The following is a 24389-nucleotide window of genomic DNA, read 5'->3' as shown; positions in this document are numbered from 1 at the left end:
CTGAATGGCGAAAGCCGATCCGCTTTCCACCTACAACAAGAAGCGCGACTTCACGAAAACGGCGGAGCCCAAGGGCACTTTCGAGAAGCTGAGCTGGGGGAGCGGCAACGGCTTCATGGTGCAGAAGCATGATGCCACCCGCCTCCACTGGGATCTGAGGCTTGAGCTCGACGGCACCCTCAAGAGCTGGGCGGTTACGCGCGGCCCCAGCCTTAACCCCGAGGACAAGCGGCTGTCCGTGCGCACCGAGGACCACCCCCTCTCCTACGCCACCTTCGAAGGGACGATTCCGAAGGGCCAATATGGCGGCGGCACAGTCATGATGTGGGACCGCGGGACCTGGACGCCCGATCCGCGCAAGGATCCGCGGAAAACGCTGGAGCAGGGCCATCTCCACTTCACGCTCGACGGCGAGCGGATGAAGGGCGAATGGCTGATGATCCGACTGAAGCCGCGGCCCGGCGAGCGAAACGAGAATTGGATCCTACGCAAGATCAACGACGAGCATGCCGGAAGCTCGGAAGGCCTTATCGGCAAGTACCTGACCAGCATCAAGACCGGCCGCACCATGAACGAGATTGCGGAAGGCAAGAAGGCGCCGGAGCTTCCCAGCTGGAAGAAAGGCCTCAAACCCACGCCCAGCACCAGCCGCAAGGCAGCAAAGCCGCCGAAGTTCGTAGAGCCGCAAAAGGCGACGCTGGTGGACTCAGTCCCCTCCGGCTCCGCCTGGATCCACGAGATGAAATTCGACGGCTATCGCTGCCTGCTCGCAATCGGCGGCGGCGATGCGAAAGTCTACACCCGCTCAGGCCTCGACTGGTCCGACAAGTTCCCTGAGATCGTCGAGGCGGCTAGGGCGATCGAGGTTGGCTCCGCGCTTCTCGACGGCGAGATCGTCAAGCTGGACGAAAAGGGCAATACCGGCTTTTCCGCGCTCCAGCAGGCGATCAGCGAGGGCGCGCGCGGCCTCACCCTCTTCGCCTTCGACGCGCTCGAAATAGACGGCGAGGACCTCCGCCCGCTCCCCAATATCGAGCGGAAGCAGCGCCTTGCATCGCTGGTCGGCGAAGGCCAGCCGCCCTTCATCCTTTATGCCGATCATATTGTCGGCAAGGGCGAGGAGCTCCTGAACGCCATGTGCGAAGCGGGCGGTGAAGGCATCATCTCGAAGAAAGCGGACGCGCCCTATCGCGGCGCCCGCACCAAGTCTTGGCTCAAGATCAAATGCACGCGGCGGCAGGAATTCGTCATCATCGGCTGGTCGGAAAGCGACAAGAAGGGCCGCGGCTTCCGCGCCTTGCTGCTCGGCCTCTACGAAGACGGGAAGCTCCGTTATGCGGGGAAGGTCGGCACCGGCTTCTCGAACGCCGTCCAGCAGGATCTCCGCGCCCGTCTCGACAACCTTGCCGCCGCCAAGCCCGCCGCGCCCGTTCCGCGCCCGGAAGCGCGCGGCGCCAACTGGGTAAAGCCCGAGCTGGTGGCGGAAATCGCCTTTGCCGAATTCACCGCCGACAATGTCGTCCGACACGCCAGCTTCCTTGGCCTTCGCGGCGACAAGCCCGCAAAGGCAGTGGTCGTCGAGAAGCCGCAGCCGCTCCCGGAGCCCGCCGAAGACAATGTGAAGATCAGCAACCCCGAACGCGTCATCTATCCGGACTCGGACGTCACCAAGGGCGAGCTTGCCGATTACTATCGCAAGGTCGCGCCTTTGATGCTCCCGTGGACCGCCAACCGGCCGATCAGCCTGGTCCGCTGCCCCCAAGGACGCGCCAAGAAATGCTTCTTCCAGAAGCACGACGCCGGCACCTTCGGCCCGCACATCCACCAGATTCCGATCGAGGAGAAACGCGGCGAAATCGAGGATTATATCTATGTCGCCGATCAGGCAGGCCTCCTCACCTGCGTCCAGATGGGCACGATCGAATTCCACGGCTGGGGTTCGTCAGTCGCCGATATCGAAAAGCCCAACCGGCTGGTCTTGGACATCGATCCCGATGTCGGGCTCGGCTTCGACGAGGTGAAGCGCACCGCAAAGGACCTCAAGAGCTTCCTCGCCGACATGGGACTCCAGACCTTCCCGCTCCTGTCCGGCGGCAAAGGCGTCCATGTTGTGGTGCCGCTCACTCCCGAGGCCGAGTGGTCGGAGGTGAAGGACTTCGCGCACCGCTTCGTCCTCGCGCTTGCTCAGGCGGAGCCGGACCGCTTCACCGCCAATATGGCCAAGGCGAAGCGCAAAGGCCGCATCTTCCTCGACTATCTCCGCAACCAGCGCGGTGCGACCGCGATCATGCCCTATTCTGCCCGCGCCCGCGAAGGCGCGCCCGTCTCCGCCCCGATCAGCTGGGACGAACTGGACGAAATGGACTCGGGCGCCCGCTTCACCGTCCGCGACGCGGACCTCCTCCTCGAACGCGCCTCCTCCCGCGCTCTCCAGGGCTGGGGCGAGGCGGCGCAGATACTCCCGGATCTATGAACATGGACATACTCGACCTCAACACCGCCGACCAGGACGCGCTCGACAGCATCGAAGGCCTCGGCGGCCATGGACCGGAGATCGTCCGCTACCGCCAAGAGCGCGGCGGCTTCACCAGCGTCGACCAGCTGGACGAAGTGCCCGGCCTCACCGGCAAAGTCCCGCCGGAGGCGAAGACGCGGCTCCGCGTCGGCTGATCCTGCCGCACCGGCGAAGCGCTTCGGCGCTAAACTGGTTTATAGCTTCGAGGGCACAGCGAAAACTTTGATGGTTAACCCGCCGAAACCATGAAACCCGGAACGAAATCGCTCGTTTAGCCGGTATCTGTCGGAGGGCATCATATGCTGCGCGCGATCGTCGAAAGTCAGGGTGAACATTTCGCTCACAATCCGGTGCACAGGGGCTTCAGCCCGGTCTATCGCGAAAACAAGGTCAACCAATGCCCCGGCTGCGGACGTACCCAATGGTATGTCGGCCGCATGTCGGCGGAATGCTGCTTCTGCGCGACTGCGCTGCCGCTCAGCGACAATAGCGTCCGCATGAACGACCGCCACACCCGCGAGAACCGTCCGGTCTTCTTCCAGTCGGCCGGGCACCGCTAAGCCTGAAGCAGAACAAAGAAAAAGGGCGCCTCCGGGCGCCCTTTTTCATATCCAGCGGAGCCGCAAGCTCAATGCTTGTGCGCTTCCGCCTTCTCTTCCTTCTTGGGCTCGCCGTCCTTCTTCATCTCCTTGCAGCAGCATTCCTCGCCCTTACAGCAATCCTTCATGTCCGCTGCCGCATAAGCGGTGCCGGCGGCAAGAGCGATGGCAGCCAGGGTGCCAAGCATCTTGAGTTTCATCCCTTTTCCTCCGATTAGGTGCGTGACGAGGAGACTAAGCGGTGTCGGACTGCTGCGCAAGCAAGGGAACGGAGCTTGAGCGCTTGGCGCAGCAGGCGGATCAGCGGCGCGTGCTGGTGATCGTCCTCCTCCTCAACGCCTTCATGTTTGTCGCCGAATTCACTGCCGGCCTGATCGCCGGCTCCGCCGCCCTGATGGCCGATAGCGTCGATATGCTCGGCGACGCCACGGTCTACGGCGTCAGCCTCTACGCCATCACCCGCAGCGCGCGGTGGAAGGCTGGCGCGGCCGTCGCCAAAGGCCTCTTCATCATGGCGCTCGGCGTCGGCGTGCTCGTCCAGATCGGTATCAAGCTTGAGACAGGGGTTCCGCCCTCCTCCACCCTGATGCTGGTCTTTGGTGGCCTTGCGCTTGCCGTGAACCTTTACTGCCTGAAGCTCATGTGGCGCTTCCGATCCCTCGACGTGAACATGTCGAGCACCGTCGAATGCTCCCGTAACGACGCGCTCGCCAATGCAGGCGTTCTGGTCGCCGCCGCCGCGGTGGCCCTTTCAGGCTCCTTCTGGCCCGACATCATCGTAGCGGGCGTGATCGCCGCACTCTTCTTCCGCTCGGCGATCAACATGCTCGGCGAAGCATGGCCGCTCCTCCGCCGCGTGCACACGCACAGCTAAAGGCCGATACGTCTGGTTATTTCGGGGGAGACACATTACCTCCACCCCCATGCTTCAGACCAGCAGCGCCGCAGCCGAGCCGATCGTCAGGGTCTCGGGCCTCAGCAAGATCTATGTGGGCGGCCATCAGGCACTGAAATCCGCCGATCTGGAAATCCGCCGCGGCGAAATCCTCGCTCTGCTCGGCCCGAACGGCGCCGGCAAGACGACCTTGATCAGCATCATCTGCGGCATCGTCAATCCGACCTCCGGCACCGTCACCGTCGACGGCCACGACATCCTTCGCGACTATCGTTACACCCGCTCGGCCATCGGCCTCGTCCCGCAGGAACTCACCACCGACGCCTTCGAAAGCGTCTGGAGCACGGTTTCCTTGAGCCGCGGCCTGTTCGGCAAGTCGCGCAATCCGGCTCACATCGAAAAGGTGCTTCGCGACCTCTCCCTCTGGGACAAGAAGGATGCGAAGATTAAGGACCTGTCGGGGGGCATGAAGCGCCGCGTGATGATCGCCAAGGCGCTCAGCCACGAGCCGACGGTGCTCTTCCTCGACGAGCCCAGCGCAGGCGTCGACGTCGAGCTTCGCCGCGACATGTGGCAGATGGTCCGCGATCTTCGGGAAAGCGGCGTCACCATCATCCTCACGACCCACTATATCGAGGAAGCGGAGGAGATGGCCGACCGGATCGGCGTCATCAGCAAGGGCGAGATCATCCTCGTCGAGGAGAAGACCGAGCTGATGCAGAAGCTCGGCAAGAAGGAGCTGACGCTCAGCCTCTCCGAGCCGATGACCGCGATCCCGGCCGAGCTTTCCGACTGGCAGCTCGACCTCCGAGCGGATGGAAACGAGCTTCACTATGTGTTTGACGGCAATGCGGAACGCACCGGCATTCCCTCGCTCCTCCGCCGCATGACGGACCTCGGCATCGGCTTCAAGGATCTGAAGACCCACCAGAGCTCGCTCGAGGAAATCTTCGTGAGCCTGGTCAGCGACAGGGGCCGCCAATGAGCGTGGGAAGCTTTAACCGCCACGGCGTCGCCGCCATCTACAAGTTCGAGATGCACCGCTTCGCGCGGACGCTCTGGACCGGCCTTGCCGTACCGGTCATCACCACCTCGCTCTACTTCATTGTCTTCGGCTCGGCGATCGGCTCCCGCATGACGGAGGTGAACGGCGTCAGCTACGGCGCCTTCATCGTGCCCGGCCTGATGATGCTGTCGCTCTTCACCGAAAGCATCTTCAACGCCTCCTTCGGCATCCACATGCCGCGCTTCACCGGCACGATCTACGAATTGCTCTCAGCGCCGATGTCAGCGTTCGAGACGGTGCTCGGCTATGTCGGCGCCGCGGCGACCAAATCGATGACCGTGGCTTTGGTGATCCTCGCTACCGCCAACCTGTTCGTCGACGTCCACATCGCCCACCCGTTTCTGATGATCGCCTATCTGCTGCTGATGGCAGCGACTTTCTGTCTGTTCGGCTTCATCGTCGGCATCTGGGCCAAGGGGTTCGAGCAATTGCAGGTCATCCCCCTGCTCGTCATCACGCCCCTCACCTTCCTCGGCGGCGCCTTCTATTCGCTCGACATGCTTCCGGAGCCGTGGCGGACGATCACCCTGTTCAACCCGATCGTTTACCTCATCAACGGCTTCCGCTGGACCTTCTACGACACGGCCGACGTGGCGGTGGAGCTGAGCCTCGGCATCACGCTCCTCGTCTTCTTCGTCTGCCTTTTCGTCGTTCGCTGGATCTTCAAGACCGGCTACCGGCTGAAGAACTAGCCGAACACCACGATCTTCAGCTTCTCGCCCGGCCTCACCGGCTGGTTCCGCTCCCGCCCGTTGAGGGTGAGGAAGCGTTCCAGCTTGAAGTCGTCATAGGCCATGCGCGCGGCGAGGCTTTGCAGCGTGTCGCGGGCGCGCGCTGTCACGACCTCGATCCGCCGGGGCCGGAGCGACGCCACATCTGCCGGTGACAGGAAGCGGAAGGAGCCGAACAGGCTCTCGACCCCTCCTGCGTTGCCGCCCGCCGGGCTCAGCATCAGGAAGTGATAGGCCTCGCCGTCCGGTCCCGCATAAGCCGCGATGGTGACCTGCACCTGACCCTCGCGGGTCTGCGCCATGACCGGCACGATCAGGGCGGCGACGCCGTTCACCCGCGTCCTGACCGCCTCGCCCGGCTGCACCTGCACGGACTCGTTGCCCAGCACTTCGCTGAGGATAGCGCCGGTGTAGCCTTCGAGGCCGTCCCGCGGCAGCCGCCCGCCGCCGAATTCGCCGCGAACATTGTCGGGGCCGCTGATCAGCACCGCGCGGGGCGTATTGGTGAGGCTGAAGCCCGGCGGCGCTTCGAACGAGATGCGCATCGTAGGATGCGCGAACCGGCGGCCGAGCACGAAGCCCTGCTCCGGATCGTCGCCGAACAGAAGGTCGTCGACCTGCGCGAAATAGGGCTCTTCCCGCTCCGGCAGGCTGCCGCGCGGATGCCCTTCTTCCTCCGCCTCGGCAATGGCGCGCTCCACCCGGTCCTCCGCCAGCGGATGCGTTCGCGCCCAGCCCGGAATGGAGGTGGCATCGTCGCGGCCGGTCGAAGTTGCCTGAAGCTGCTCGTGATCGCCCAGCGCATCCAGCATGTCCGCGGCCGCATAGGGATCATAGCCCGCCGCCGCGAGGTAGCGGATGCCGAGATTGTCGGATTCGAACTCCTGCTTTCGCGAATAGCCAAGCGTATAAAGCTGCGCCGCGCCGCCCGCGATCGCCGCCAGCCGCTCCGATCCTGTCACCGCTCCGATCAGAGCCGCGCCGAGGCCGCTGAACATGGCCCGCCGCTGCCGCCGCTCGCTATGCTCGGCGACGATATGGCCGATCTCGTGCCCCAGCACCGAGGCAAGCTCCGCCTCGCTATTCACAATCGCGAACAAGCCGCGCGTGATGTAAATATAGCAGCCCGGCACGGCGAAGGCGTTCACGACGTCCGTGTTCACCATTGTGAAGGTGCAGGCGCCGGACACGCCAGCCGCGCCCGCAATCTTCTCGCCGAGCGCGGCGACATAGCGCGCCTCCGGCCCCTCATAGACGCCTCCGAACTCCGCAAGGATCATCGGGTGCTGCTCGGCCGCCTGCGCCCTGTCCGCCTCCGAAATCTGCGGATTGTCGTAATTCTTCTCGCGCCCGCAGCCGCTCAGCGTCAGCGACGCGGCGGCCAAAAGGGTAAGGATCAACTGCCGCCGCATTCTACCTCCACGCGCTCCTGCTACGCTTTGCACCGGCGAAGGTTGCCGCTGCTTTGCCAATATAATACACTTTTGCCCTTGCACTAGGTGCCCGTCAGGGCCAGTTTCAGGGCAAAGATAAGACGAGGGATGGATATGGCGACGGAAACCAAGCTGAAGCTCGAAGCGCCGGAGGTTCTGAACCCGGTTCAGCCTGACGAAGCGGCCGGGCTGGTGCCCCTCAAGACCGAGGAGAAGACGCAGCTCGAGACGAAGGTCGACAGCTTCATCGACGAGCTTGTCGCCATCGACGCCAACAGCCCTGATTTCGGCAAGAAGATCGACCAGCTTACCAATATGGGCCGCAAGGAGATTGCGGAGGCGGCCGGCCATTCCAACCGCTTCCTCGACCGGCCGGTGAAGGCGATCGACAAGGAAAGCGGCATCGGCACCGACCTGACCGAGCTTCGGAAGACCGTCGAGGACCTCGATCCCTCGCGGCAGGGCAAGCTGACGGGCCGGAAGAAGTTCCTCGGCATCATCCCCTTCGGCAACCGGCTGCAGGGCTACTTCCGCCAGTATCAGTCGGCGCAGACCCATATCGCCGCGATCCTGTCGCGCCTCGCCTCCGGCAAGGACGAGCTGCTGATGGATAACGCCGCCATTGACGTAGAGCGCGCCAATCTCTGGAAGACGATGGGCAAGCTCGAGCAGATGATCCACATCTCCAAGACGATGGATGCGAAGCTCGAGGAGAAGGCGAACGAACTCGACGCAACTGACCCGGTCAAGGCCAAGGCGATCCGCGAGACGGCGCTCTTCTACACCCGCCAGCGCACCACTGATCTGCTGACGCAAATGGCGGTCAGCGTGCAGGGCTATCTCGCGCTCGACATCGTCAAGAAGAACAATGTCGAGCTGGTGAAGGGCGTCGACCGCGCCTCCACCACCACCGTCTCCGCGCTCCGCACGGCCGTGACGGTCGCGCAGGCGCTGACCAACCAGAAACTCGTGCTGGAGCAGATCACCGCCCTCAACACGACCACCGCCAACGTCATCGAAGGCACCGGATCGATGCTGAAAAACCAGTCGGGCGAGATCCACAAGCAAACCGCGTCCTCGACCATCCCGCTCGAAACGCTGCAGCGCGCTTTCCAAAACATCTATGACACGATGGACACGATCGACCGCTTCAAGGTCGAGGCGCTGGGATCGATGAAGCAGACGGTGAACGTGCTCTCGAACGAGGTCGAGAAGAGCCGCGGCTACATCGCCCGCGCCGAAGGCGTCGAGCAGAACCGCCTCGCCGGATCGACCGCGGAATCGCCGCTCACGGCCATCGAAGGATAAGGGATGGCGCGGACGCCCCGCACCGTAGAGGACGCCATCGCGCGCTTCGATGCCTATTCGGCGCGGCTGGACGGCCATACGCCCGCGGCAAGCGCGGCACGGCGGCGGCATATGGGGAGGAGCGCGGCCACTGTCGGGCGGCGGCTCGCGAATATCGGCATGGCGCTCGTGGCGCTGATCGTCGCCACCATGGCCTGGGGCCTGTTCGTTTCTCCCATCGGCTGGAGCGGCCTCTTCATCGCCGCCATCGCGACGCTCTTCATCCTCGTCTTCTTCTCCGTCTGGGGCGGAGAGAAGCCGGAAAAGTCGTTCAACGAGCAGATGCCGAACCGCGACGTAGTGCGGACGCTGGACGGCTTCCTCCACCGCCGCCGCCCCGCCCTCCCCGCTCCTGCCGCGCGGCGCGTGGACGCGATCAGCCAGCAGCTTCCTTTGCTCGAAAGCCGCCTCGGCGAAGTCGATGCACTGGACCCGCTGGCGCAGGATGCGCGGCGGCTGATGGGCAAGCATCTGCCCGAACTGATCGAACGCTACGAGCGGGTGCCTGCGCCTTATCGGCACCAGCGCGATGCGGAGGGCATGACGGTGGACGAGCGCCTCGCCGCAAGCCTCGACGCCGCCAACCAGGCGCTTGCCGAAATCGGGCAGAAGCTCGCCAAGACCGACATGGACGCGTTCGAGACGCAGGGCCGCTTCATCGAAAGCCGCTACAGCGACAAGGACGGCATCAAGAGCGAGTGAAAGGCGGGCGACGCCACTAGGGAAAGGCGCCGCCCTGATGCATGTTATAGATCAGTGACTTAGACGGCGGCTGAACGGCGCTAGAGCTGGCTCAAAATCCGCTGCGCCTGCACCAGGTGCGGCCGGTCGATCATCTTACCATCCAGCGAGAGAGCCCCCGCATCGGGCTTGGCCGCAAAGGCGGCGACCACCGCCCGCGCATGCTCAATCTCCTGCTGCGTCGGCGTGAAGGCCTGATTGATCACATGCACCTGATCCGGATGGATCGCCATCATGCCGACAAAGCCGTCGCGGCGCGCGCGGACGGCGTAAGCGGCCAGCCCTTCCTTGTCCTTGAACGCTGGAAACACGGTCTCGATGGGCAGCACGCCCGCCGCCGCCGCTCCGAACAAGCAGAGTGACCGGGCAAGCTCGTAGGGCGCAGTATAGCGCCCGTCCGCTTCCCGGCTGGTCGAGGCGCCGATCGCCGCCGGCAGATCCTCGGCGCCCCAGGTGAGGCCCGCAAGCCGCTTTGCGCCGCCATAGCTACCGAGCTGGAATATGGCGGCCGGCGTCTCGGTGGCAATGGCAAGGATCTTGGCCGTGGCATTGCCATGCTCGGTCAGACGCCGCGCCAGTTCATTCACCGAAGCGCCGCCTTCCGCCTTCGGCAGCACGATGCCGTCCGGGTGGTTCGGCACCACTGCCGCCAGATCCTTCTCGCATTCCGGGCTGTCGAGCGGGTTCACCCGAACCCAGATAGCATCGTTCGGATGCGCCTTCAGGAACTCGGCGACAGCCTTCCGCGCCGCCGGCTTCGCGGCCGGCGCAACCGCATCCTCGAGGTCGAGGATCAGCCCGTCCGCGCCCGATCGAAGAGCCTTCGCCATCCGATCCGGCCGGTCCCCCGGCACGAAGAGGAGCGAGCGCATCCTCATGCCGGCCGCCTCTGGATCAAAGCGGTACGCTCCATCGTGCAAACGATCTCGTCCCGCTGGTTCAGCATGCGATGCGCGAAGGTGACGACCCCCGCCTCCGGCCGCGAATTGGAGTCCTTGAGCCCGACCACTTCCGTCTCGGCGCGGAGCGTATCGCCGATGAAGACCGGCTTCGGCATCCGTACCTTGTCGTAGCCGAGGTTCGCGACCAGCGTCCCCAGCGTCGTGTCGCCGACCGACAGCCCCACCAGCAGCGCGAAGGTGAAGGTGCCGTTGACGACGATCCGTCCGAATTCGGTGGCGGCCGCATATTCGGCATCGAGGTGCAGCGGCTGCGGATTGTGCGTGAGCGTCGAGACGAGGAGATTATCCGCCTCCGTCACGGTCCGGTGCGGCTGGTGCGTCAGCGTGTCGCCAACCGTCCAATCCTCGAAATAGCGCCCGGGCATCAGCCCTCCCCCTTCTCGATCCGCGCCAGCAACGTCCCTTCGGTCACCTGCGCCCCCTCCGCCGCATTCAGCTCCGCCACGACGCCATCGAACGGCGCGACGAGGCTATGCTCCATCTTCATCGCCTCGAGCGTGACCAGCTTCTGCCCCTTCGTCACCCGATCCCCCTGCCGCGCATCGACCGCGATTACGCGCCCCGGCATGGGCGATATGAGAGACCCGTCGCCCGCCGCGCCGCCGGCCGCACCGCCGCCGCTCCCGGGCAGCGTAAACGCGAATGCCTGCCCGTCCGTAAAGACGAGAACATTGTCGCCATGCGTCGTCGCAACGCCCTCAAGCTCTTCGTCACCGCCTACGACAATCGTGCGCGTCTCGCCGCCATGACGCAGCGATATGCGGAGATCGGCAGCCGCGTTGGCGCGGAAGCCCTGCAGCCCCGCCCATGGGTCGAGCGCGTCGCCATTGCCGAAATCGGACGCGAGCAGCGCATTGGCGGCAAGATTCCACACGCCTTCGCTTGGCTCAGATGAAGGAACGAGGCTGTCGATGCGGCTCGGGATGAAGCTCGTGTCCACCTCGCCGGCGCGGAAATCCGGATCTGCGGCGGCGCGGGCGAGGAAGGCGGCGTTGGTCTTCACCGGCCACACCTCGACGCCTTCAAGCACGTCCACCAGCCGGTCGATCGCCTCCTCGCGGCTACCGCCGCTCGCGATCAGCTTGGCGATCATCGGGTCGTAATAAGGGCTGATCCGGTCCCCTTCCTCGACGCCGGTATCGATCCGGATGCCGCGGCCAAGCTCGAAATGATCAAGCCAGCCGGTCGAGGGCAGGAACTCGTGCGCCGGGTCCTCGGCATAAAGCCGCGCTTCCATTGCCCAGCCGTTGATCGACAGCTCATCTTGGCGTTTCGGCAGCGGCTCGCCGCTGGCGACGCGAAGCTGCCACTCGACCAGATCTTGGCCAGTAATTTCCTCGGTCACCGGATGCTCGACCTGGAGCCGCGTGTTCATCTCCATGAACCATATACGGTCCGGGCGCAGACCCTCGGATGCGTCCGCGATGAACTCGATCGTCCCCGCGCCGACGTAATCGACCGCCTTCGCCGCCTTCACCGCCGCTTCGCAGACGGCCGCGCGGGTCGCCTCGTCCATGCCGGGCGCCGGCGCTTCCTCGATCACCTTCTGGTGGCGCCGCTGCAGCGAGCAGTCGCGTTCGAACAGGTGGACGACATTGCCGTGGCTGTCGCCGAACACCTGCACCTCGATATGGCGCGGTCGGAGGATATATTTCTCGATCAGCACCCGGTCGTCGCCGAACGAGGACGCCGCCTCCCGCTTGCAGCTTTGCAGCAGGTCGGCGAATTCGGCGGACGCATTCACCCGCCGCATTCCCTTGCCGCCGCCGCCCGCAACGGCCTTGATCAGCACCGGATAACCGATCGCATCCGCCTCGGCTTGAAGCCGCTCCGGCGACTGATCCTCGCCGAGATAGCCCGGCGTCGTCGGCACCCCCGCCGCATCCATCAGCTTCTTGGCCGCGTCCTTCAGACCCATGGCTCGGATTGAGCTCGGCTTCGGCCCGACCCAGATGAGCCCCGCATCGATCACCGCCTGCGCAAAATCGGCATTCTCGGAAAGAAACCCATACCCCGGATGGATCGCCTCAGCCCCAGTCTCCCGGGCAGCGGCGATGATCTTCTCCCCGACAAGATAACTCTCCCGCGCCGCCGAAGGCCCGATGTGGACCGCCTCATCCGCCTCCCGCACATGCAACGCCTTCCGATCCGCATCGGAATAGACCGCCACTGTGCGAACACCAAGCCGCCGCGCGGTGCGGATAATCCGGCAGGCAATCTCGCCGCGGTTTGCGATGAGGAGCGACTTGATCATCATCACATCCTGAACAGGCCGAACTGCGCCCGTTCGGCGATCGGCGCGTTCAGCGTTGCAGCGAAGGCGAGGCCCAGCACATCCCGCGTCTGCGCCGGATCGATGATGCCGTCGTCCCACATGCGCGCGGTGGCGTAGTAGGGATTGCCCTCATCCTCGTAGCGCTGGCGGATCGGCGCCTTGAAGGCGTCGGCTTCCTCCGGCGTCCAGCTCTCCGCATCCTTGTGCACGGTCGCGAGCACCGACGCCGCCTGCTCGCCGCCCATCACGCTGATCCGGCTGTTCGGCCAGGTGAACAGGAAGCGTGGGCTGTAGGCGCGGCCGGACATGCCGTAATTGCCGGCGCCGAAGCTGCCGCCGATGAGGACGGTGATCTTCGGCACCTGCGCCGTCGCCACTGCGGTCACTAGCTTGGCGCCGTCCTTGGCGATGCCGCCCGCCTCATATTTGCCGCCGACCATGAAGCCGGAAATGTTCTGGAGGAATAGCAAGGGTGTGCGACGCTGGCAGGCAAGCTCGATGAAATGCGCACCCTTCAGAGCGCTCTCCGAAAACAGGATGCCGTTATTGGCGATGGTCGCGACCGGCATGCCCCATATCCGGGCAAAGCCGCAGACCAGGGTGGTGCCGTAGAGCGCCTTGAACTCATGGAATTCGGATGCATCGACGATCCGCCCGATCACCTCGCGCACGTCGTAAGGCGTCCGCACATCGTCCGGGATGATGCCGTAAAGCTCCTCCGGATCAAGCTTCGGCGGCACCGGCTCGGCAAGGTCGAGGTCCACCGCTTTGACGCTGTTCAGCCGCGCCACGATGTCGCGGACGATGCTGAGCGCATGCTCGTCATTTTCGGCGAGATGGTCGACCACGCCCGACTTCCGCGCATGGAGATCGCCGCCGCCCAGATCTTCGGCCGAGATCACCTCGCCCGTTGCCGCCTTCACCAGCGGCGGTCCGCCGAGGAAGATCGTGCCCTGGTTGCGGACGATCACTGTCTCGTCGGACATGGCCGGCACATAAGCGCCGCCCGCCGTGCAGCTTCCCATCACGCAGGCGATCTGCGCGATGCCGAGCGCCGACATGTTCGCCTGATTGTAGAAGATGCGGCCGAAATGCTCCTTGTCCGGAAACACCTCCGCCTGATGCGGCAGGTTCGCGCCGCCGCTGTCGACCAGATAGACGCAGTGGAGCCGGTTCTCGATCGCGATCTCCTGCGCCCGGAGATGCTTCTTCACCGTCATCGGGAAGTAAGCGCCCCCCTTCACCGTCGGATCGTTGGCGACGATCATCACCTCGCGCCCCGACACGCGGCCGATACCCGCGATCATGCCTGCGCCCGGAGCCTCGTCGCCATACATGCCGTTCGCCGCAAGCTGGCCGATTTCGAGGAAAGGCGAACCCGGATCGAGCAGCCGCGTCACCCGGTCCCGCGGAAGCAACTTGCCCCGGCTCACATGCCGCTCACGATGCTTCTCCGGCCCGCCGAGCACCGCCTCGGCCACCTTCGCGCGAAGCTCCTCGACCAGCCCGCGATTATGTGCGGAATAGCGGCGGCTCGTTTCCGCGCCTTCGTCATATTTACTGACGATCTGCGTCACGCCTGCGGCTCCGGCGGCTTACTGCGGATGAGATAGCGGTAGACGCCGTTAAGGTTGATCAGCAGCAGCACGAAATTGAGTGACGCAATCGCCCCCTCCGGCTCAGGGTCGAGCAGGCCGTAGGCAATGAAGCCGATCGACGAGAAGACGAACAGGATGAAGGCGAAGCCCGTCATCCGCCGCCCCAGGTCCAGCGACACCATGAAGGCGGCGACGGCGGCGAAAATGGCGGCCGCCCATTCGATAATGTCGAGGCCCGGAATGGTGACCTGCATCAGGCTGCCCCGATCAGTTCGCGGCCGATCAGCATGCGGCGGATCTCGTTCGTCCCAGCGCCGATGTCGAGCAGCTTTGCGTCGCGCATATAGCGTTCGACCGGCCAGTCCTTCGTGTAGCCGGCACCGCCCAGCGCCTGGATCGCCTCAAGGCTCACCTTCACCGCACTCTCCGAGGCGAGCAGGATGGCCCCGGCGGCGTCGAAGCGCGTCGTCTTCCCCGCGTCGCAATTTTTGGCGACGGTGTAGACATAGGCCCGCGCCGAATTAAGCGCGACATACATGTCCGCGACCTTCGCCTGCATCAGCTGGAAGGTGCCGATTGGCTGGCCGAATTGCTTCCGCTCCCGCACATAGGGCAGCACCACGTCGAGGCAGGCCTGCATGATGCCGAGTTGGATGCCGGCAAGCACCGTCCGCTCGTAATCGAGCCCCGACATCAGCACGCCGACGCCGCCATTCAGCGGCCCCATCACGTTCTCTTCCGGCACTTCGCAGTCGTTGAAGATCAGCTCCGCCGTCGGCGAACCCCGCATCCCCATCTTGTCGAGCTTCTGACCGATCGAGAATCCCGGCATGTCCTTCTCGATCAGGAAGGTGGTGATGCCCCGGCTCCCCTCCCCCGTCTTCGCATAGACGACGAGCGTGTCGGCATAGGCCGCATTGGTGATCCAGAACTTCGTGCCGTTCAGCACATAGCCGCCCTGCACCTTCTCGGCCTTGAGCTTCATCGACACGACGTCGGAGCCCGCCCCCGCCTCCGACATGGCGAGGCTCCCGACATGCTCGCCGGAAATCAGCTTGGGCAGATATTTCTGCTTCTGCTCCGCATTCGCCCAGCGCCTGATCTGGTTGATGCAGAGGTTCGAATGGGCGCCGTAGGAAAGGCCAATCGAGGCGGACGCCCGCGCCACTTCCTCCTGCGCCACGACATGTTCCAGATAGCCGAGCCCGAGCCCGCCAAACTCCTCCTCAACCGTAATGCCGTGAAGCCCGAGCTCTCCCATTTCCGGCCAAAGCTCGCGCGGGAACCAGTCCTCCTCGTCAACCTTCGCGGCCAGCGGCGCGATCCGGTCGTCGGCGAAGCGGCGGGTCGTCTCGCGGATCGTATCCGCCATCTCGCCAAGCGCGAAATCGAGCCCCAAATCCATGCGTCTGCTCTCCCTTTGCCCCCGGCCCTAGCAGAGGCTTCAGCATTTGAACAAGGCGGGCGGCGTCGCTATGTGCACTGCAACAAACTTGCTCCAAGGACACGCCATGACCGCCGACCCGATCGTCATCCTCTCCTACTCCCGCACCCCGATGGGGAGCTTCCAGGGCAGCCTCTCCGGCGCTTCGGCCACGGAGCTTGGCGCGACGGCGGTGAAGGCGGCGATGGAGCGCGCCGGCGTCTCGGGCGAGGATGTCGACAAGATCTTCATGGGCTGCGTCCTTCCCGCAGGCCTCGGCCAGGCCCCCGCGCGTCAGGCCGCGCTCGGCGCGGGCCTTCCCAAGTCCGTCGAAGCCACCACCGTCAACAAGGTCTGCGGCTCCGGCATGCAGGCGGCGATCTTCGCGCACGACATGCTCGCCGCGGGCTCGGCCGACCTCATCGTCGCGGGCGGCATGGAGTCCATGTCCAATTCCCCCTACCTCATGAAGAAGCACCGCGCCGGCGCCCGCATCGGCCACGACACGGTCTACGATCACATGATGCTGGACGGGCTCGAGGACGCCTACGACGCCGGCCGCGCCATGGGCACCTTCGCCGAGGATGCCGCGCGGGAATATCAGTTCACTCGCGCGCAGCAGGACGAATACGCGATCGAATCCCTCCGCCGCGCTACGCAAGCCATCCAGTCCGGCGCCTTCGACCGCGAGATCACGCCCGTCACCGTCACCACCCGCAAGGGCGAGGAAACGGTCAATCAGGACGAACAGCCCGGCAAGTCCAATCCCGAAAAGATCCCCGGCCTCAAGCCCGCTTTCGCGAAGGACGGCACCATCACCGCCGCCAACGCCTCCTCGATCAGCGACGGCGCCGCCGCGCTCGTCATCACTCGCCAGTCCGTCGCCGACCGGTTGGGCGTGAAGCCGGTCGCCCGCATCGTCGCCCATGCCGCCCACGCACAGTCGCCCGACAAGTTCACCAGCGCCCCCGTACCCGCGGTCCAAAAGCTCCTCGAAAAGGCCGGCTGGTCGGTCGGCGACGTCGACCTGTTCGAAGTGAACGAGGCCTTCGCCTGCGTCGCGATGATCGCGATGCGCGATCTCGACATCCCGCACGAAAAGCTCAACATTCACGGCGGCGCCACCGCCCTCGGCCACCCCATCGGAGCCTCCGGCGCGCGCCTAATGGCGACTTTGCTCTCGGCGCTCGAAAAAACCGGCGGCAAGCGCGGCGTCGCCAGCCTCTGCATCGGCGGCGGCGAAGCCACCGCGGTCGCGCTGGAGATGCTGAACTGAGCTTCGCCGTCCGCCAGCTGGGGCCGGACGACCTCCCACTCTTCGAAGCCATGCTGACCATGTTCGGTGCCGCCTTCGAAGAGCCCGAAACATATAACGCCGCGCGCCTGAGTGCCGCCTATCTCCAGCGCCTCCTTGGCAAGGACAGCTTCATCGCCATCGCCGCGCTCGATGGTGAGGAAGTGGTCGGCGGCATCGCCGCCTACGTGCTCGACAAGTTCGAGCAGGAGCGGAGCGAAATATACATCTACGACCTCGCCGTCGCTGAAACCCACCGCCGCCGCGGCATCGCCACCGCAATGATCGCCCAACTTCAGCGCATCGCAGCAGAACGCGGCGCCTGGGTCATCTTCGTCCAAGCCGATTACGGCGACGAGCCGGCGATTGCACTCTATTCGAAGCTAGGGCAGCGGGAGGATGTGCTTCATTTCGATATTCCGGTGCCGTAACAGGTATAACCTTGGGCGGAACCGCGGTAGCCACCTCGTCGCTAACGCTCTTATCCTCGCTGTCCCAGTCTATCTAGCCGCCGCGGAATTCTCGGGTGTGATTCCGGCGTTCCGAGCAGTCGCCGCTTAACTCTTGTGGCGGACGGAGGCGAGTTCCTGTTCGGCATGACGGACGGCCGCCTCGACTTCCTCCCCGCTGGCAAAGCGCTGCGGCTGCGTGCTGCACGCTGCCAGTAGGGCTGCGGCGATGGCGGAGAAGAAGGTTGCCTTGGCGCGCACTTCCTGGGTGAGAAGCCGTGAGCGCGGCTTAGTCGCTTGTGCCTTCCCCGCCACGACGTCGTCGGCCGGCACCTCTATGGGCGAAAAATACATTACAGCGTGTCGCCTTCAGCCCGCAGCGAGCGCTTCCGGGCCGGGCACCTCGCCCGCGTTCAGTTCTTCGAGGCCCAGCCCAAGCACGTCTTCCCAGCTTAGTTCCTGCTCAAAGCGGCAGCCGATCCGGCCATGCTCTGCCCAGCGCAGTTCGGCCGAGAAGGTCTCGCCATTGGGCGCGGTGAAGGTGGTGATCGTGCCCACCGGCAGACCCGCATCGCAATCGGCCATGAACCCCTGTCGCGACAGGTTTATGACTCGGACCGCGACCTGCCCTCCCTCGCCGTCGGCGACGTTCGCGGTGAAGCGGATGGAAAGGCGGTCGCTGTCCCGGCGATTGCCGGCGACCGTTTCAAATTTGCGTGCGTGCAACATCAGCTGCCCCGACCTTGGTGTCTCGCCCTGGAGACGAAGGGCTCTCCGTTAACCCAAATTGGTTTCGAAAGTGCGAACTTGACGCTGCGGAATCGCGAAGTTCCGAGGAAACAGCCCGCTAGCCTGCCGCCCGCGCGGCCTGAGGCGTCGCCCCCTTCAGTGCGCCGACAAAAGCCTGGCGCCAGGCGACCACATCCTCTTTCTCGACGACATCCATCATCGATCGCCAGCGGCGGATGCGCTCCTCGCGCGGCATCTGCAGCGCCTGATGAATGGCGTCGGAAATCTCTTCCTTGCTGTAGGGGTTCACCAGAACCGCATCCTTCAACTGCAGCGCCGCGCCCGCGAAGCGGGAGAGGATGAGGACGCCGGGATCTTCCGGGTCCTGCGCCGCCACATATTCCTTGGCGACGAGGTTCATGCCGTCCCGGAGCGGAGTGATCAGCGCGATCTCGGCGGCGCGGTAGAAGCCCGCAAGGTCTTCCCGCGGATAGCCCTGGTTGACGTAGCGGATTGGCACCCAGTCCACCTCGGCAAACTCACCGTTGATGCGGCCGGAAAGCTCGTCGAGATGCTCGCGGATGATCTCGTAGGTATGGACCTCGCCGCGCGAAGGCGGCGCGATCTGGAGGAGGAAAAGCTTGCCGAGGCACTCCTCATGCTCCTCGAGGAAGCGGCGGTAGCCGAGGAACCGCTCTTCGAGGCCCTTGGAATAATCCAGCCGGTCGACGCCGATGATGGTGCGCCGCCCGTCCGCGCTCTTCTTCATCCGCTCGTAGGCAGCACGGGCGCCGTCGCTCTGCACGGCCTCGCTAAACTCCTTGAAGTCGATGCCGATCGGATAGGCCGCGGCATGGACGGAGCGGTTGCCGACATGGACCCAGCCGTCCGCATCGCAATGGCCGCCAAGCTCCCGCTCCACATAATGCTTGAAGCTTTCGAGCCATTCCTCAGTTTGGAAGCCGATCACGTCATAAGCGAGCAACGACAGCACCAGCCGTTCATGCGCGGGGAGCGACACCATTAGGCGCGACGGCGGCCACGGGATGTGCAGGAAAAAGCCCATCCGGTTCCGGAGCCCCCTCTCCCGAAGCTGCGCGCCAAGTGGAATCAGGTGATAGTCATGCACCCAGACCAGATCGTCCGGCTCGATCAGCGGCGCGACCGTATCCGCGAACCGCTCGTTGACACGCTCATACCCGCTGCCGAAACTCCGGTCATATTCGGCAAGGTCGATCCGGTAGTGGAAGAGCGGCCAGAGCGTGCGATTGGCATAGCCGTTATAATATTCGTCGACGTCCTGCTCTTCGAGATCGATCGTAGCCGTTGTGACGCCGTAGGCTCGCTGGAAGTCAATATGGCCGGTGAATTCGTCCGTCTTCTCTCCCGACCAGCCGAACCAGAGGCCGCGATACTCGCGGAGCGCCGCCGCCAGCGCCACCGCCAGGCCGCCCTGCGCGCCGGTACCGCCTTCGGACGTCGGTGCCGACACGCGGTTCGAAATGACGATGAGGCGGCTCATCTGATGCTGCTCCACGGCCGGGACAGAAGCCCCGCGCAGTTGATCAGTCCCACAAGCGAATAGGTCTGCGGATAGTTGCCCCAGAGTTCGCCCGTTTCGAAGTCTGTATCCTCCGACAGCAGCCCCGCGGGCGTCAGCCGATCAAGCATGCTTTCATAGAGCGCCCGTGCCTCTTCCTGCCGGCCGACGATGTGCAGCGCCTCGATCAGCCAGAAGGTGCAGAAATTGAACGCCGTTTCCGGCAGCCCGAAATCGTCCTCGCTTGCGTACCGGAGCATATGTTCGCCGCGCCGAAGTCCCTTCTCCACCGCATTGAAGGTGGCAACAAAGCGCGGATCGTCCGGCGTCAAGAAACGCATGTCGATCAGCTGCAATAGGCTTGCATCAAGTTCGTCGCTGCCGAAGCTGGCGGCGAAGCGCTTCTCACCTTCATGCCAGGCACGCTGCTCTATCGTCTCCCGCACCTTCGCCGCTCGCTCGCGCCAAAGCGCAGCCCGCTCGTCTAACCCGAGCGCCTCAGCTGCATTTGCAAGCCGGTCGCAGGCGGCCCAGCTCATCACCGAGCTATAGGTGTGAACGCTTGTCCGCGTGCGGAACTCCCATAGCCCGGCGTCGGGCTGGTCGTGCATTTCCCAGGCACGCTCCCCCACCTTCTCGAGGCTGGCGAAATCGTCCGCAGTCGCCTTACGGAACAGCCGTTCGTCGAAGAATGCCTGCGCATTCGACAGCACGATCTGGCCGTATGCGTCATGCTGGACCTGCGTATAGGCGGCGTTCCCAACCCGCACCGGTCCCATGCTACGGTAGCCGGCAAGCCCTTCCGCCTCCCACTCCTCCAACCGCGCCTCTCCCGACACTGCGTAAAGCGGCTGGATGTGCCCGCCCTTCGCCTCGTCGACGATGTTGCGGAGATAGGAGAGGTAATTCTCAAGCACGTCGAGCGCGCCGAGGCGGTTAAGCGCCTGCACCGTATAATAAGCGTCGCGGATCCAGCAGTAGCGATAGTCCCAGTTGCGGCCGCTGTTCGCCGCCTCAGGGATCGAGGCGGTGAGCGCGGCCACGATCGCCCCCGTCTCCTCATGTTGGCAGAGTTTCAGCGTGATCGCGGCGCGGATCACCACCTTCTGCCATTCTAGTGGGATGGCGAGCCCGCGCACCCAGTCGCGCCAGTCGTCCGCTGTCTGGTGCAGCATCGCCGCCAGCGTATGGCCCACATTTCCGACGAACGGCTCGTCGGGTCCGAGGAAGAAATGCAGCGACTTTTCGAGCCGGAAGGAGCGGCCGTCTAGCAGGTGGCTCACCGGCGCATCGGTGGTGAGCCGCAGGGGCTGCGACTTCAGCAGGTAACGGATATGATTGGTGCCGCTGGTCGTCTCCGCCCGCTTCGCGCCGAAATTGACGGCGGGCGTCAGCGTCACCTTGATCCGCGGCGTGCCTGTCACGGGCCGCACGATCCGCACGAATGCTATCGGCCGGTACATGCGCCCCGACCGCTCGAAGCGCGGGCAGAAATCGTAGACCTCGGCCACGGCACCGTCGGCCGCGGTGAGGCGTGTGACGAGGATAGGGGTGTTGCGAAGATAGCGCTGGTCGGCCGAAACCTGATCCTCGATCTCAACCGTCCATTCGCCGCGCGCGTCCTCGCCGTTCACCTTCGGCTCCAGCAGCGAGCAGAAGAGCGGATCGCCGTCCACACGCGGCGCGCAGGCCCAGACGAAGCTGCCGCGCCCGTCTATGAGCGCGCTCACCTGGCAATTGCCGATCGGCCACAGCGAAAGGTCGCTCACGCTGCCCCTCTGAGCCAGGCTGCGACCGCCGCGACATTGGGAAGCCGCCACACGGCCGCAGAAGGCCGCTCCGGCCCCACGAGAATGCCCGCGCCGCCAAGCGCAGCCGCGGCCTCGAAAGCGTCTTCGTCGGTCAGATCATCGCCCACGAACAGAGGACGCGCGCCGGCAAATTGCGGTTCCGCCATCAGCGCCCGCACCGCATCCCCCTTGTCGGCGCCCTTCGGCCGGAGCTCCAGCACCATCTTGCCTGCTTGCACGGTGAGGCCGCTCCTCTTCGCCAGCGCGGCCATGAACTCCTCGACCTCTTTCTGTCGCTCCGGTGCCTGCCGATAATGGAGCGCGACGCTCCTCGGCTTCTCCTCGACCAGCAGCACATGCAAGCTCGCGGCGAAGCTCCGGATCTCCTCCCGTGCTTCGTTGAGGTCAACCGGCGCTGACAGGGGAATATGCTCGCCGTCGGCCAGCCTCAGCTCCAGGCCGTGCGATCCCGACACGGCGACGCCCGCACAATCCATGTGCCGCTCCAGATCCTGGATCGATCGGCCGCTGACGATGGCAAGCCGTCCGCCGAGGCGCGTCGCCACCCGCTTCAGCAGCGAGGGAAGCTCGGGATCGACGCGGATTGCATCCGGCGTCTCCGCCAGCTCCACCAGAGTCCCATCGAAATCGAGGAAGAGCGCCGCGCCCTCGAGAAGCGTCTGCGGCGGTGCCTTAGAAGGACTCACCCGGGTCCGCGCCCCAGAAGTGGCTTTTCTGGATATAGCCGCGCTTTCCGCCGACATCGAACAGGCACCACCCCCCATCACACGAGACAAGCCGCCCGACGACGCCGGGGGCTGCCCGATATGCAATTCGCGAGCCTGCATCGGGTTCCGCATGCATGGGGCGCGGCTCGGTGCCGGTGACGAGACCGGTGCGGGTGTCGCTGAGAAGATGGACCAGCATCCAGCCGGTCGTGCCCTCCGGGTCCTGCACCCGCCGCCAATTGGGATAGACCTCGACGACTTTGATCGGCAGGTCCGCCCGCTGGTAGAGCCAGGTCGCCGGATAATTCTTCCCCGGCCCCGTACGCATCATCGCCTTGCCCGCGGAAATGGACGCCCAATAAGGCGTCTCCCGCTCCTTCTGCGCGCCTGCAGGTGCCGCAAAAAGGAAGATGATCGCTAGTGCAAATGCTCTCAGCATCTAAGTTACGTCCTCCGCCCCGTCTTCTCTAGCCGTGGGAGGAGCATCCCTTCAACCAGCCAATTTCTACGCCTTCGCGCCGTTCATGCGTCTTCAGCCTATTCGTAAGATAATGAGATTGAATGCATTTTATAATTAAGCAACTCTTCGCCCTGCGCGCTTGGGGGGTGATTCGGCCCATCCGGCGTTCTGCACAAGGAGAGGGATGTGCCTAGACCAATAATCAGTTCTGTCGACGTTGAGGGCGATCTGCCGACAGCCGACGAATATAATGTGTTCAACTATGTGAACCCGGACCCCGACGGCAACGGCATTGCCTATAATGGCCTGCCGGTTTTTACCCCGGAACAGGCCGCTGCCCAGCTCGGCCGTAGCGGCGCCCTTTGGGAGGTGGGACCGCGCGGCACCATCACCTACAGCTTCGTCGATAATCAGCCGACTGGCTTCTATCGCAGCCGAAGCCAGCTGGTCGATGCGATGTTCGGCCCGGGTTTGGACGAGTATGTCGCCGGCTTCAGCCCATTTACCGCCGAACAGCGCGCTGCCACCCGCGAAGCGATCGGGCTTTGGGACGACCTTATTGCCCCAAGGTTCGTCGAGCGGAACGGTAACGGCGCCGACATCAACCTGATGAACACGACGACCGGCCCCGGTCAGGCAGCAGCCTTCCAGCCATTCTATTCAGGGGGCCATGGCCCCGGTGCCCGGCAGCAGGGTGACGTCTTCGTCAACAACGAACAACCGACCAACGATCAGCTGTTCTACGGCGGCTATGGTCAAACAACGCTGGTGCACGAGCTTGGCCACGCGATCGGCCTGTCGCACCCCGGCGACTATGACGCGAGCGACGGACCTGCGACCTATGGCGAGGACGCCGAATATTTCCAGGACTCGCTGCAATATACGATCATGTCGTATTTCAATGCGACCAACACCGGCACGGTCGGCTGGGTGAACTGGTACACCGGCTACGCTCAGACGCCCCAGACGCCGATGATCCACGACATTGCCGCCGTTCAGGCGATTTATGGCGCGGATCTGACGACGCGGACCGGCAATACCACCTATGGCTTCAATTCCAATGCCGGTCGCGACGTGTTCGACTTCACGATCAACAAGAACCCCTATGTCGCCATCTACGACGCCGGCGGTCATGATACGCTCGACTTGAGCGGTTGGACCGTGAATAGCGTTCTCGACCTCAACGAAGGCGGGTTCAGCTCCGGCTACGGCACGCCCGACGTTGCGGCGCTGAACGCCCGCTGGGGGATCAACGGCACGCAAGCATTCTGGAACGCTGTGTTCGCGGGCCAAACCTCGAACCCGGCCTTCTTATCGGACAACATCTCGATCGCCTTCGGCACCATCATCGAAGACGGGAGGGCCGGCAGCGGCAATGATCGCCTGACTGGCAATCAGGTTGCCAACCGCCTCGATGCTGGTGCAGGCAACGACATACTGAATGGCGGCGCCGGCAACGACATCCTGATCGGCGGCGCCGGGCAGGACAGGTTCATCGTGTCGGACACGGGGGGCATAGACACGATCCTCGACTTCGTGAGCGGGACCGACCGCATCGATCTTCGTCCGTTCGATACTGATCCCGCGACCGCCGGCGATCAGGGCTTCACCTTCATCGGCAACGGAGCTTTCACGGGCGGTGACGAAGTTCGCACCTACTCCGAAGGCGGCCGCAACTTCCTTGCCGGCGATCTCAATGGCGACCGCGTCGCAGATTTCGTGATCGACCTTGGTTCGGCTACGGTGGTCGCAACAGACCTTCTCGTCTGAGCCGAAGTTACCAGTTGGAAGAAGGGCGCCTCTTCGGAGGCGCC

General features: G+C 64.4%; 25 protein-coding genes. 11 read left to right on the top strand and 14 right to left on the bottom strand.

Annotation, left to right across the window (positions count from 1 at the left end; translation table 11 throughout):
* The first annotated feature begins 4 nt into the window (after positions 1-4).
* The 3 genes from ligD (at position 5) to VGD10_RS02440 (ending at position 3075) form a co-directional block, all read left to right on the top strand.
* Positions 5-2473 carry a DNA ligase D gene (gene ligD / locus VGD10_RS02450; RefSeq protein ID WP_331039206.1) on the top strand — a complete coding sequence of 823 codons (2469 nt, stop codon included), beginning with the start codon at positions 5-7 and terminating at the stop codon, positions 2471-2473.
* Entirely contained in the window at positions 2470-2670 is a 201-nt protein-coding gene (locus tag VGD10_RS02445) for a helix-hairpin-helix domain-containing protein (protein WP_331039205.1), read from the top strand. Before ligD ends, VGD10_RS02445 begins: the two co-directional genes overlap by 4 nt.
* 144 nt (positions 2671-2814) lie before the next feature.
* Complete coding sequence (locus tag VGD10_RS02440; protein WP_331039204.1) at positions 2815-3075, top strand: hypothetical protein; 261 nt, start codon at positions 2815-2817, stop codon at positions 3073-3075.
* A gap of 68 nt (positions 3076-3143) precedes the next feature.
* Here the strand turns inward: VGD10_RS02440 and VGD10_RS02435 are convergent, their stop codons facing one another.
* Positions 3144-3314 (bottom strand): hypothetical protein, encoded by a 171-nt coding sequence (locus tag VGD10_RS02435; protein ID WP_331039203.1) that lies wholly within the window; start codon positions 3312-3314, stop codon positions 3144-3146.
* A gap of 41 nt (positions 3315-3355) precedes the next feature.
* Between VGD10_RS02435 and VGD10_RS02430 the strand changes: the two genes are divergently transcribed.
* Genes VGD10_RS02430 through VGD10_RS02420 form a run of 3 tightly spaced genes read left to right on the top strand, consistent with a single transcriptional unit; the run spans position 3356 to position 5767 of the window.
* Entirely contained in the window at positions 3356-3988 is a 633-nt protein-coding gene (locus tag VGD10_RS02430; protein WP_331039202.1) for a cation transporter, read from the top strand.
* Positions 3989-4037: 49 nt separating this feature from the next.
* Positions 4038-4994 carry an ABC transporter ATP-binding protein gene (locus VGD10_RS02425; RefSeq protein WP_331039201.1) on the top strand — a complete coding sequence of 319 codons (957 nt, stop codon included), beginning with the start codon at positions 4038-4040 and terminating at the stop codon, positions 4992-4994.
* Between the two features lie 2 nt (positions 4995-4996).
* Positions 4997-5767 (top strand): ABC transporter permease, encoded by a 771-nt coding sequence (locus VGD10_RS02420; protein ID WP_414639491.1) that lies wholly within the window; start codon positions 4997-4999, stop codon positions 5765-5767.
* Here the strand turns inward: VGD10_RS02420 and VGD10_RS02415 are convergent.
* Positions 5764-7218, bottom strand: coding sequence for a M48 family metalloprotease (locus tag VGD10_RS02415; RefSeq protein ID WP_331039199.1), 1455 nt, complete (start codon positions 7216-7218; stop codon positions 5764-5766). The genes VGD10_RS02420 and VGD10_RS02415 overlap by 4 nt on opposite strands.
* Positions 7219-7353: 135 nt before the next feature.
* Between VGD10_RS02415 and VGD10_RS02410 the strand changes: the two genes are divergently transcribed.
* Both VGD10_RS02410 and VGD10_RS02405 read left to right on the top strand, forming a co-directional pair.
* Positions 7354-8547: a toxic anion resistance protein gene (locus tag VGD10_RS02410; protein ID WP_331039198.1), complete on the top strand. Its 1194-nt coding sequence runs from the start codon at positions 7354-7356 to the stop codon at positions 8545-8547.
* A 3-nt stretch (positions 8548-8550) separates the two neighbouring features.
* Entirely contained in the window at positions 8551-9288 is a 738-nt protein-coding gene (locus VGD10_RS02405) for a hypothetical protein (RefSeq protein WP_331039197.1), read from the top strand.
* An 80-nt stretch (positions 9289-9368) separates the two neighbouring features.
* On the opposite strand, the gene VGD10_RS02400 is transcribed toward VGD10_RS02405, so the two are convergent.
* Genes VGD10_RS02400 through VGD10_RS02375 form a run of 6 tightly spaced genes read right to left on the bottom strand, consistent with a single transcriptional unit; the run spans position 9369 to position 15567 of the window.
* Positions 9369-10205 (bottom strand): CoA ester lyase, encoded by an 837-nt coding sequence (locus VGD10_RS02400; RefSeq protein ID WP_331039196.1) that lies wholly within the window; start codon positions 10203-10205, stop codon positions 9369-9371.
* Entirely contained in the window at positions 10202-10654 is a 453-nt protein-coding gene (locus VGD10_RS02395) for a MaoC family dehydratase (RefSeq protein ID WP_331039195.1), read from the bottom strand. The genes VGD10_RS02400 and VGD10_RS02395 overlap by 4 nt, the downstream gene beginning before the upstream one ends.
* A complete protein-coding gene (locus VGD10_RS02390) occupies positions 10654-12543 on the bottom strand; it encodes an acetyl/propionyl/methylcrotonyl-CoA carboxylase subunit alpha (protein WP_331039194.1) in 1890 nt (629 codons plus the stop codon). Before VGD10_RS02390 ends, VGD10_RS02395 begins: the two co-directional genes overlap by 1 nt.
* A 2-nt stretch (positions 12544-12545) precedes the next feature.
* Positions 12546-14141: a carboxyl transferase domain-containing protein gene (locus VGD10_RS02385; protein WP_331039193.1), complete on the bottom strand. Its 1596-nt coding sequence runs from the start codon at positions 14139-14141 to the stop codon at positions 12546-12548.
* A complete protein-coding gene (locus VGD10_RS02380; protein WP_331039192.1) occupies positions 14138-14416 on the bottom strand; it encodes a hypothetical protein in 279 nt (92 codons plus the stop codon). Before VGD10_RS02380 ends, VGD10_RS02385 begins: the two co-directional genes overlap by 4 nt.
* Positions 14416-15567, bottom strand: coding sequence for an isovaleryl-CoA dehydrogenase (locus VGD10_RS02375; protein WP_331039191.1), 1152 nt, complete (start codon positions 15565-15567; stop codon positions 14416-14418). The genes VGD10_RS02380 and VGD10_RS02375 overlap by 1 nt, the downstream gene beginning before the upstream one ends.
* 106 nt (positions 15568-15673) lie before the next feature.
* On the opposite strand from VGD10_RS02375, the gene VGD10_RS02370 reads away from it, so the two are divergent.
* Both VGD10_RS02370 and VGD10_RS02365 read left to right on the top strand, forming a co-directional pair.
* The gene (locus VGD10_RS02370; RefSeq protein WP_331039190.1) at positions 15674-16861 is read left to right on the top strand and encodes an acetyl-CoA C-acyltransferase; all 1188 of its coding nucleotides are present in this window, start codon (positions 15674-15676) and stop codon (positions 16859-16861) included.
* Positions 16858-17310, top strand: a complete 453-nt coding sequence (locus VGD10_RS02365) for an AAC(3)-I family aminoglycoside N-acetyltransferase (protein ID WP_331039235.1) — start codon at positions 16858-16860, stop codon at positions 17308-17310. Before VGD10_RS02370 ends, VGD10_RS02365 begins: the two co-directional genes overlap by 4 nt.
* Before the next feature lie 126 nt (positions 17311-17436).
* On the opposite strand, the gene VGD10_RS02360 is transcribed toward VGD10_RS02365, so the two are convergent.
* The 6 genes from VGD10_RS02360 to VGD10_RS02335 all read right to left on the bottom strand — a co-directional run bounded on the left by VGD10_RS02360 (position 17437) and on the right by VGD10_RS02335 (position 22554).
* Positions 17437-17682, bottom strand: coding sequence for a hypothetical protein (locus VGD10_RS02360; protein ID WP_331039189.1), 246 nt, complete (start codon positions 17680-17682; stop codon positions 17437-17439).
* Positions 17683-17697: 15 nt separating this feature from the next.
* The gene (locus VGD10_RS02355) at positions 17698-18057 is read right to left on the bottom strand and encodes a PilZ domain-containing protein (RefSeq protein WP_331039188.1); all 360 of its coding nucleotides are present in this window, start codon (positions 18055-18057) and stop codon (positions 17698-17700) included.
* A gap of 118 nt (positions 18058-18175) precedes the next feature.
* The gene (gene otsA, locus VGD10_RS02350) at positions 18176-19579 is read right to left on the bottom strand and encodes an alpha,alpha-trehalose-phosphate synthase (UDP-forming) (RefSeq protein WP_331039187.1); all 1404 of its coding nucleotides are present in this window, start codon (positions 19577-19579) and stop codon (positions 18176-18178) included.
* Complete coding sequence (locus tag VGD10_RS02345; RefSeq protein ID WP_331039186.1) at positions 19576-21366, bottom strand: glycoside hydrolase family 15 protein; 1791 nt, start codon at positions 21364-21366, stop codon at positions 19576-19578. Before VGD10_RS02345 ends, otsA begins: the two co-directional genes overlap by 4 nt.
* Entirely contained in the window at positions 21363-22094 is a 732-nt protein-coding gene (otsB, locus tag VGD10_RS02340) for a trehalose-phosphatase (RefSeq protein ID WP_331039185.1), read from the bottom strand. The genes VGD10_RS02345 and otsB overlap by 4 nt, the downstream gene beginning before the upstream one ends.
* Entirely contained in the window at positions 22081-22554 is a 474-nt protein-coding gene (locus VGD10_RS02335; protein WP_331039184.1) for an SH3 domain-containing protein, read from the bottom strand. Before VGD10_RS02335 ends, otsB begins: the two co-directional genes overlap by 14 nt.
* A gap of 207 nt (positions 22555-22761) precedes the next feature.
* Between VGD10_RS02335 and VGD10_RS02330 the strand changes: the two genes are divergently transcribed.
* On the top strand, positions 22762-24345 hold the full coding sequence (locus VGD10_RS02330) for a M10 family metallopeptidase (protein ID WP_331039183.1): 1584 nt from the start codon (positions 22762-22764) through the stop codon (positions 24343-24345).
* Positions 24346-24389 lie beyond the last annotated feature (44 nt).

Source organism: Allosphingosinicella sp., assembly GCF_036402135.1.
Classification (GTDB): Bacteria; Pseudomonadota; Alphaproteobacteria; order Sphingomonadales; family Sphingomonadaceae; genus Allosphingosinicella.
Note: the sequence above shows the minus strand (reverse complement) of the source record. Positions and strands in the feature narration are given on the sequence as shown.

What these genes read in the sequence shown, in the direction of transcription:
- ligD (WP_331039206.1), top strand. Translation starts at nt 5, where the DNA reads ATGGCGAAAGCCGATCCGCTTTCCACCTACAACAAGAAGCGCGACTTC.
- VGD10_RS02445 (WP_331039205.1), top strand. Translation starts at nt 2,470, where the DNA reads ATGAACATGGACATACTCGACCTCAACACCGCCGACCAGGACGCGCTC.
- VGD10_RS02440 (WP_331039204.1), top strand. Translation starts at nt 2,815, where the DNA reads ATGCTGCGCGCGATCGTCGAAAGTCAGGGTGAACATTTCGCTCACAAT.
- VGD10_RS02435 (WP_331039203.1), bottom strand. Translation starts at nt 3,314, where the DNA reads ATGAAACTCAAGATGCTTGGCACCCTGGCTGCCATCGCTCTTGCCGCC.
- VGD10_RS02425 (WP_331039201.1), top strand. Translation starts at nt 4,038, where the DNA reads ATGCTTCAGACCAGCAGCGCCGCAGCCGAGCCGATCGTCAGGGTCTCG.
- VGD10_RS02415 (WP_331039199.1), bottom strand. Translation starts at nt 7,218, where the DNA reads ATGCGGCGGCAGTTGATCCTTACCCTTTTGGCCGCCGCGTCGCTGACG.
- VGD10_RS02410 (WP_331039198.1), top strand. Translation starts at nt 7,354, where the DNA reads ATGGCGACGGAAACCAAGCTGAAGCTCGAAGCGCCGGAGGTTCTGAAC.
- VGD10_RS02405 (WP_331039197.1), top strand. Translation starts at nt 8,551, where the DNA reads ATGGCGCGGACGCCCCGCACCGTAGAGGACGCCATCGCGCGCTTCGAT.
- VGD10_RS02400 (WP_331039196.1), bottom strand. Translation starts at nt 10,205, where the DNA reads ATGAGGATGCGCTCGCTCCTCTTCGTGCCGGGGGACCGGCCGGATCGG.
- VGD10_RS02395 (WP_331039195.1), bottom strand. Translation starts at nt 10,654, where the DNA reads ATGCCCGGGCGCTATTTCGAGGATTGGACGGTTGGCGACACGCTGACG.
- VGD10_RS02390 (WP_331039194.1), bottom strand. Translation starts at nt 12,543, where the DNA reads ATGATCAAGTCGCTCCTCATCGCAAACCGCGGCGAGATTGCCTGCCGG.
- VGD10_RS02380 (WP_331039192.1), bottom strand. Translation starts at nt 14,416, where the DNA reads ATGCAGGTCACCATTCCGGGCCTCGACATTATCGAATGGGCGGCCGCC.
- VGD10_RS02375 (WP_331039191.1), bottom strand. Translation starts at nt 15,567, where the DNA reads ATGGATTTGGGGCTCGATTTCGCGCTTGGCGAGATGGCGGATACGATC.
- VGD10_RS02370 (WP_331039190.1), top strand. Translation starts at nt 15,674, where the DNA reads ATGACCGCCGACCCGATCGTCATCCTCTCCTACTCCCGCACCCCGATG.
- VGD10_RS02360 (WP_331039189.1), bottom strand. Translation starts at nt 17,682, where the DNA reads ATGTATTTTTCGCCCATAGAGGTGCCGGCCGACGACGTCGTGGCGGGG.
- VGD10_RS02355 (WP_331039188.1), bottom strand. Translation starts at nt 18,057, where the DNA reads ATGTTGCACGCACGCAAATTTGAAACGGTCGCCGGCAATCGCCGGGAC.
- otsA (WP_331039187.1), bottom strand. Translation starts at nt 19,579, where the DNA reads ATGAGCCGCCTCATCGTCATTTCGAACCGCGTGTCGGCACCGACGTCC.
- VGD10_RS02335 (WP_331039184.1), bottom strand. Translation starts at nt 22,554, where the DNA reads ATGCTGAGAGCATTTGCACTAGCGATCATCTTCCTTTTTGCGGCACCT.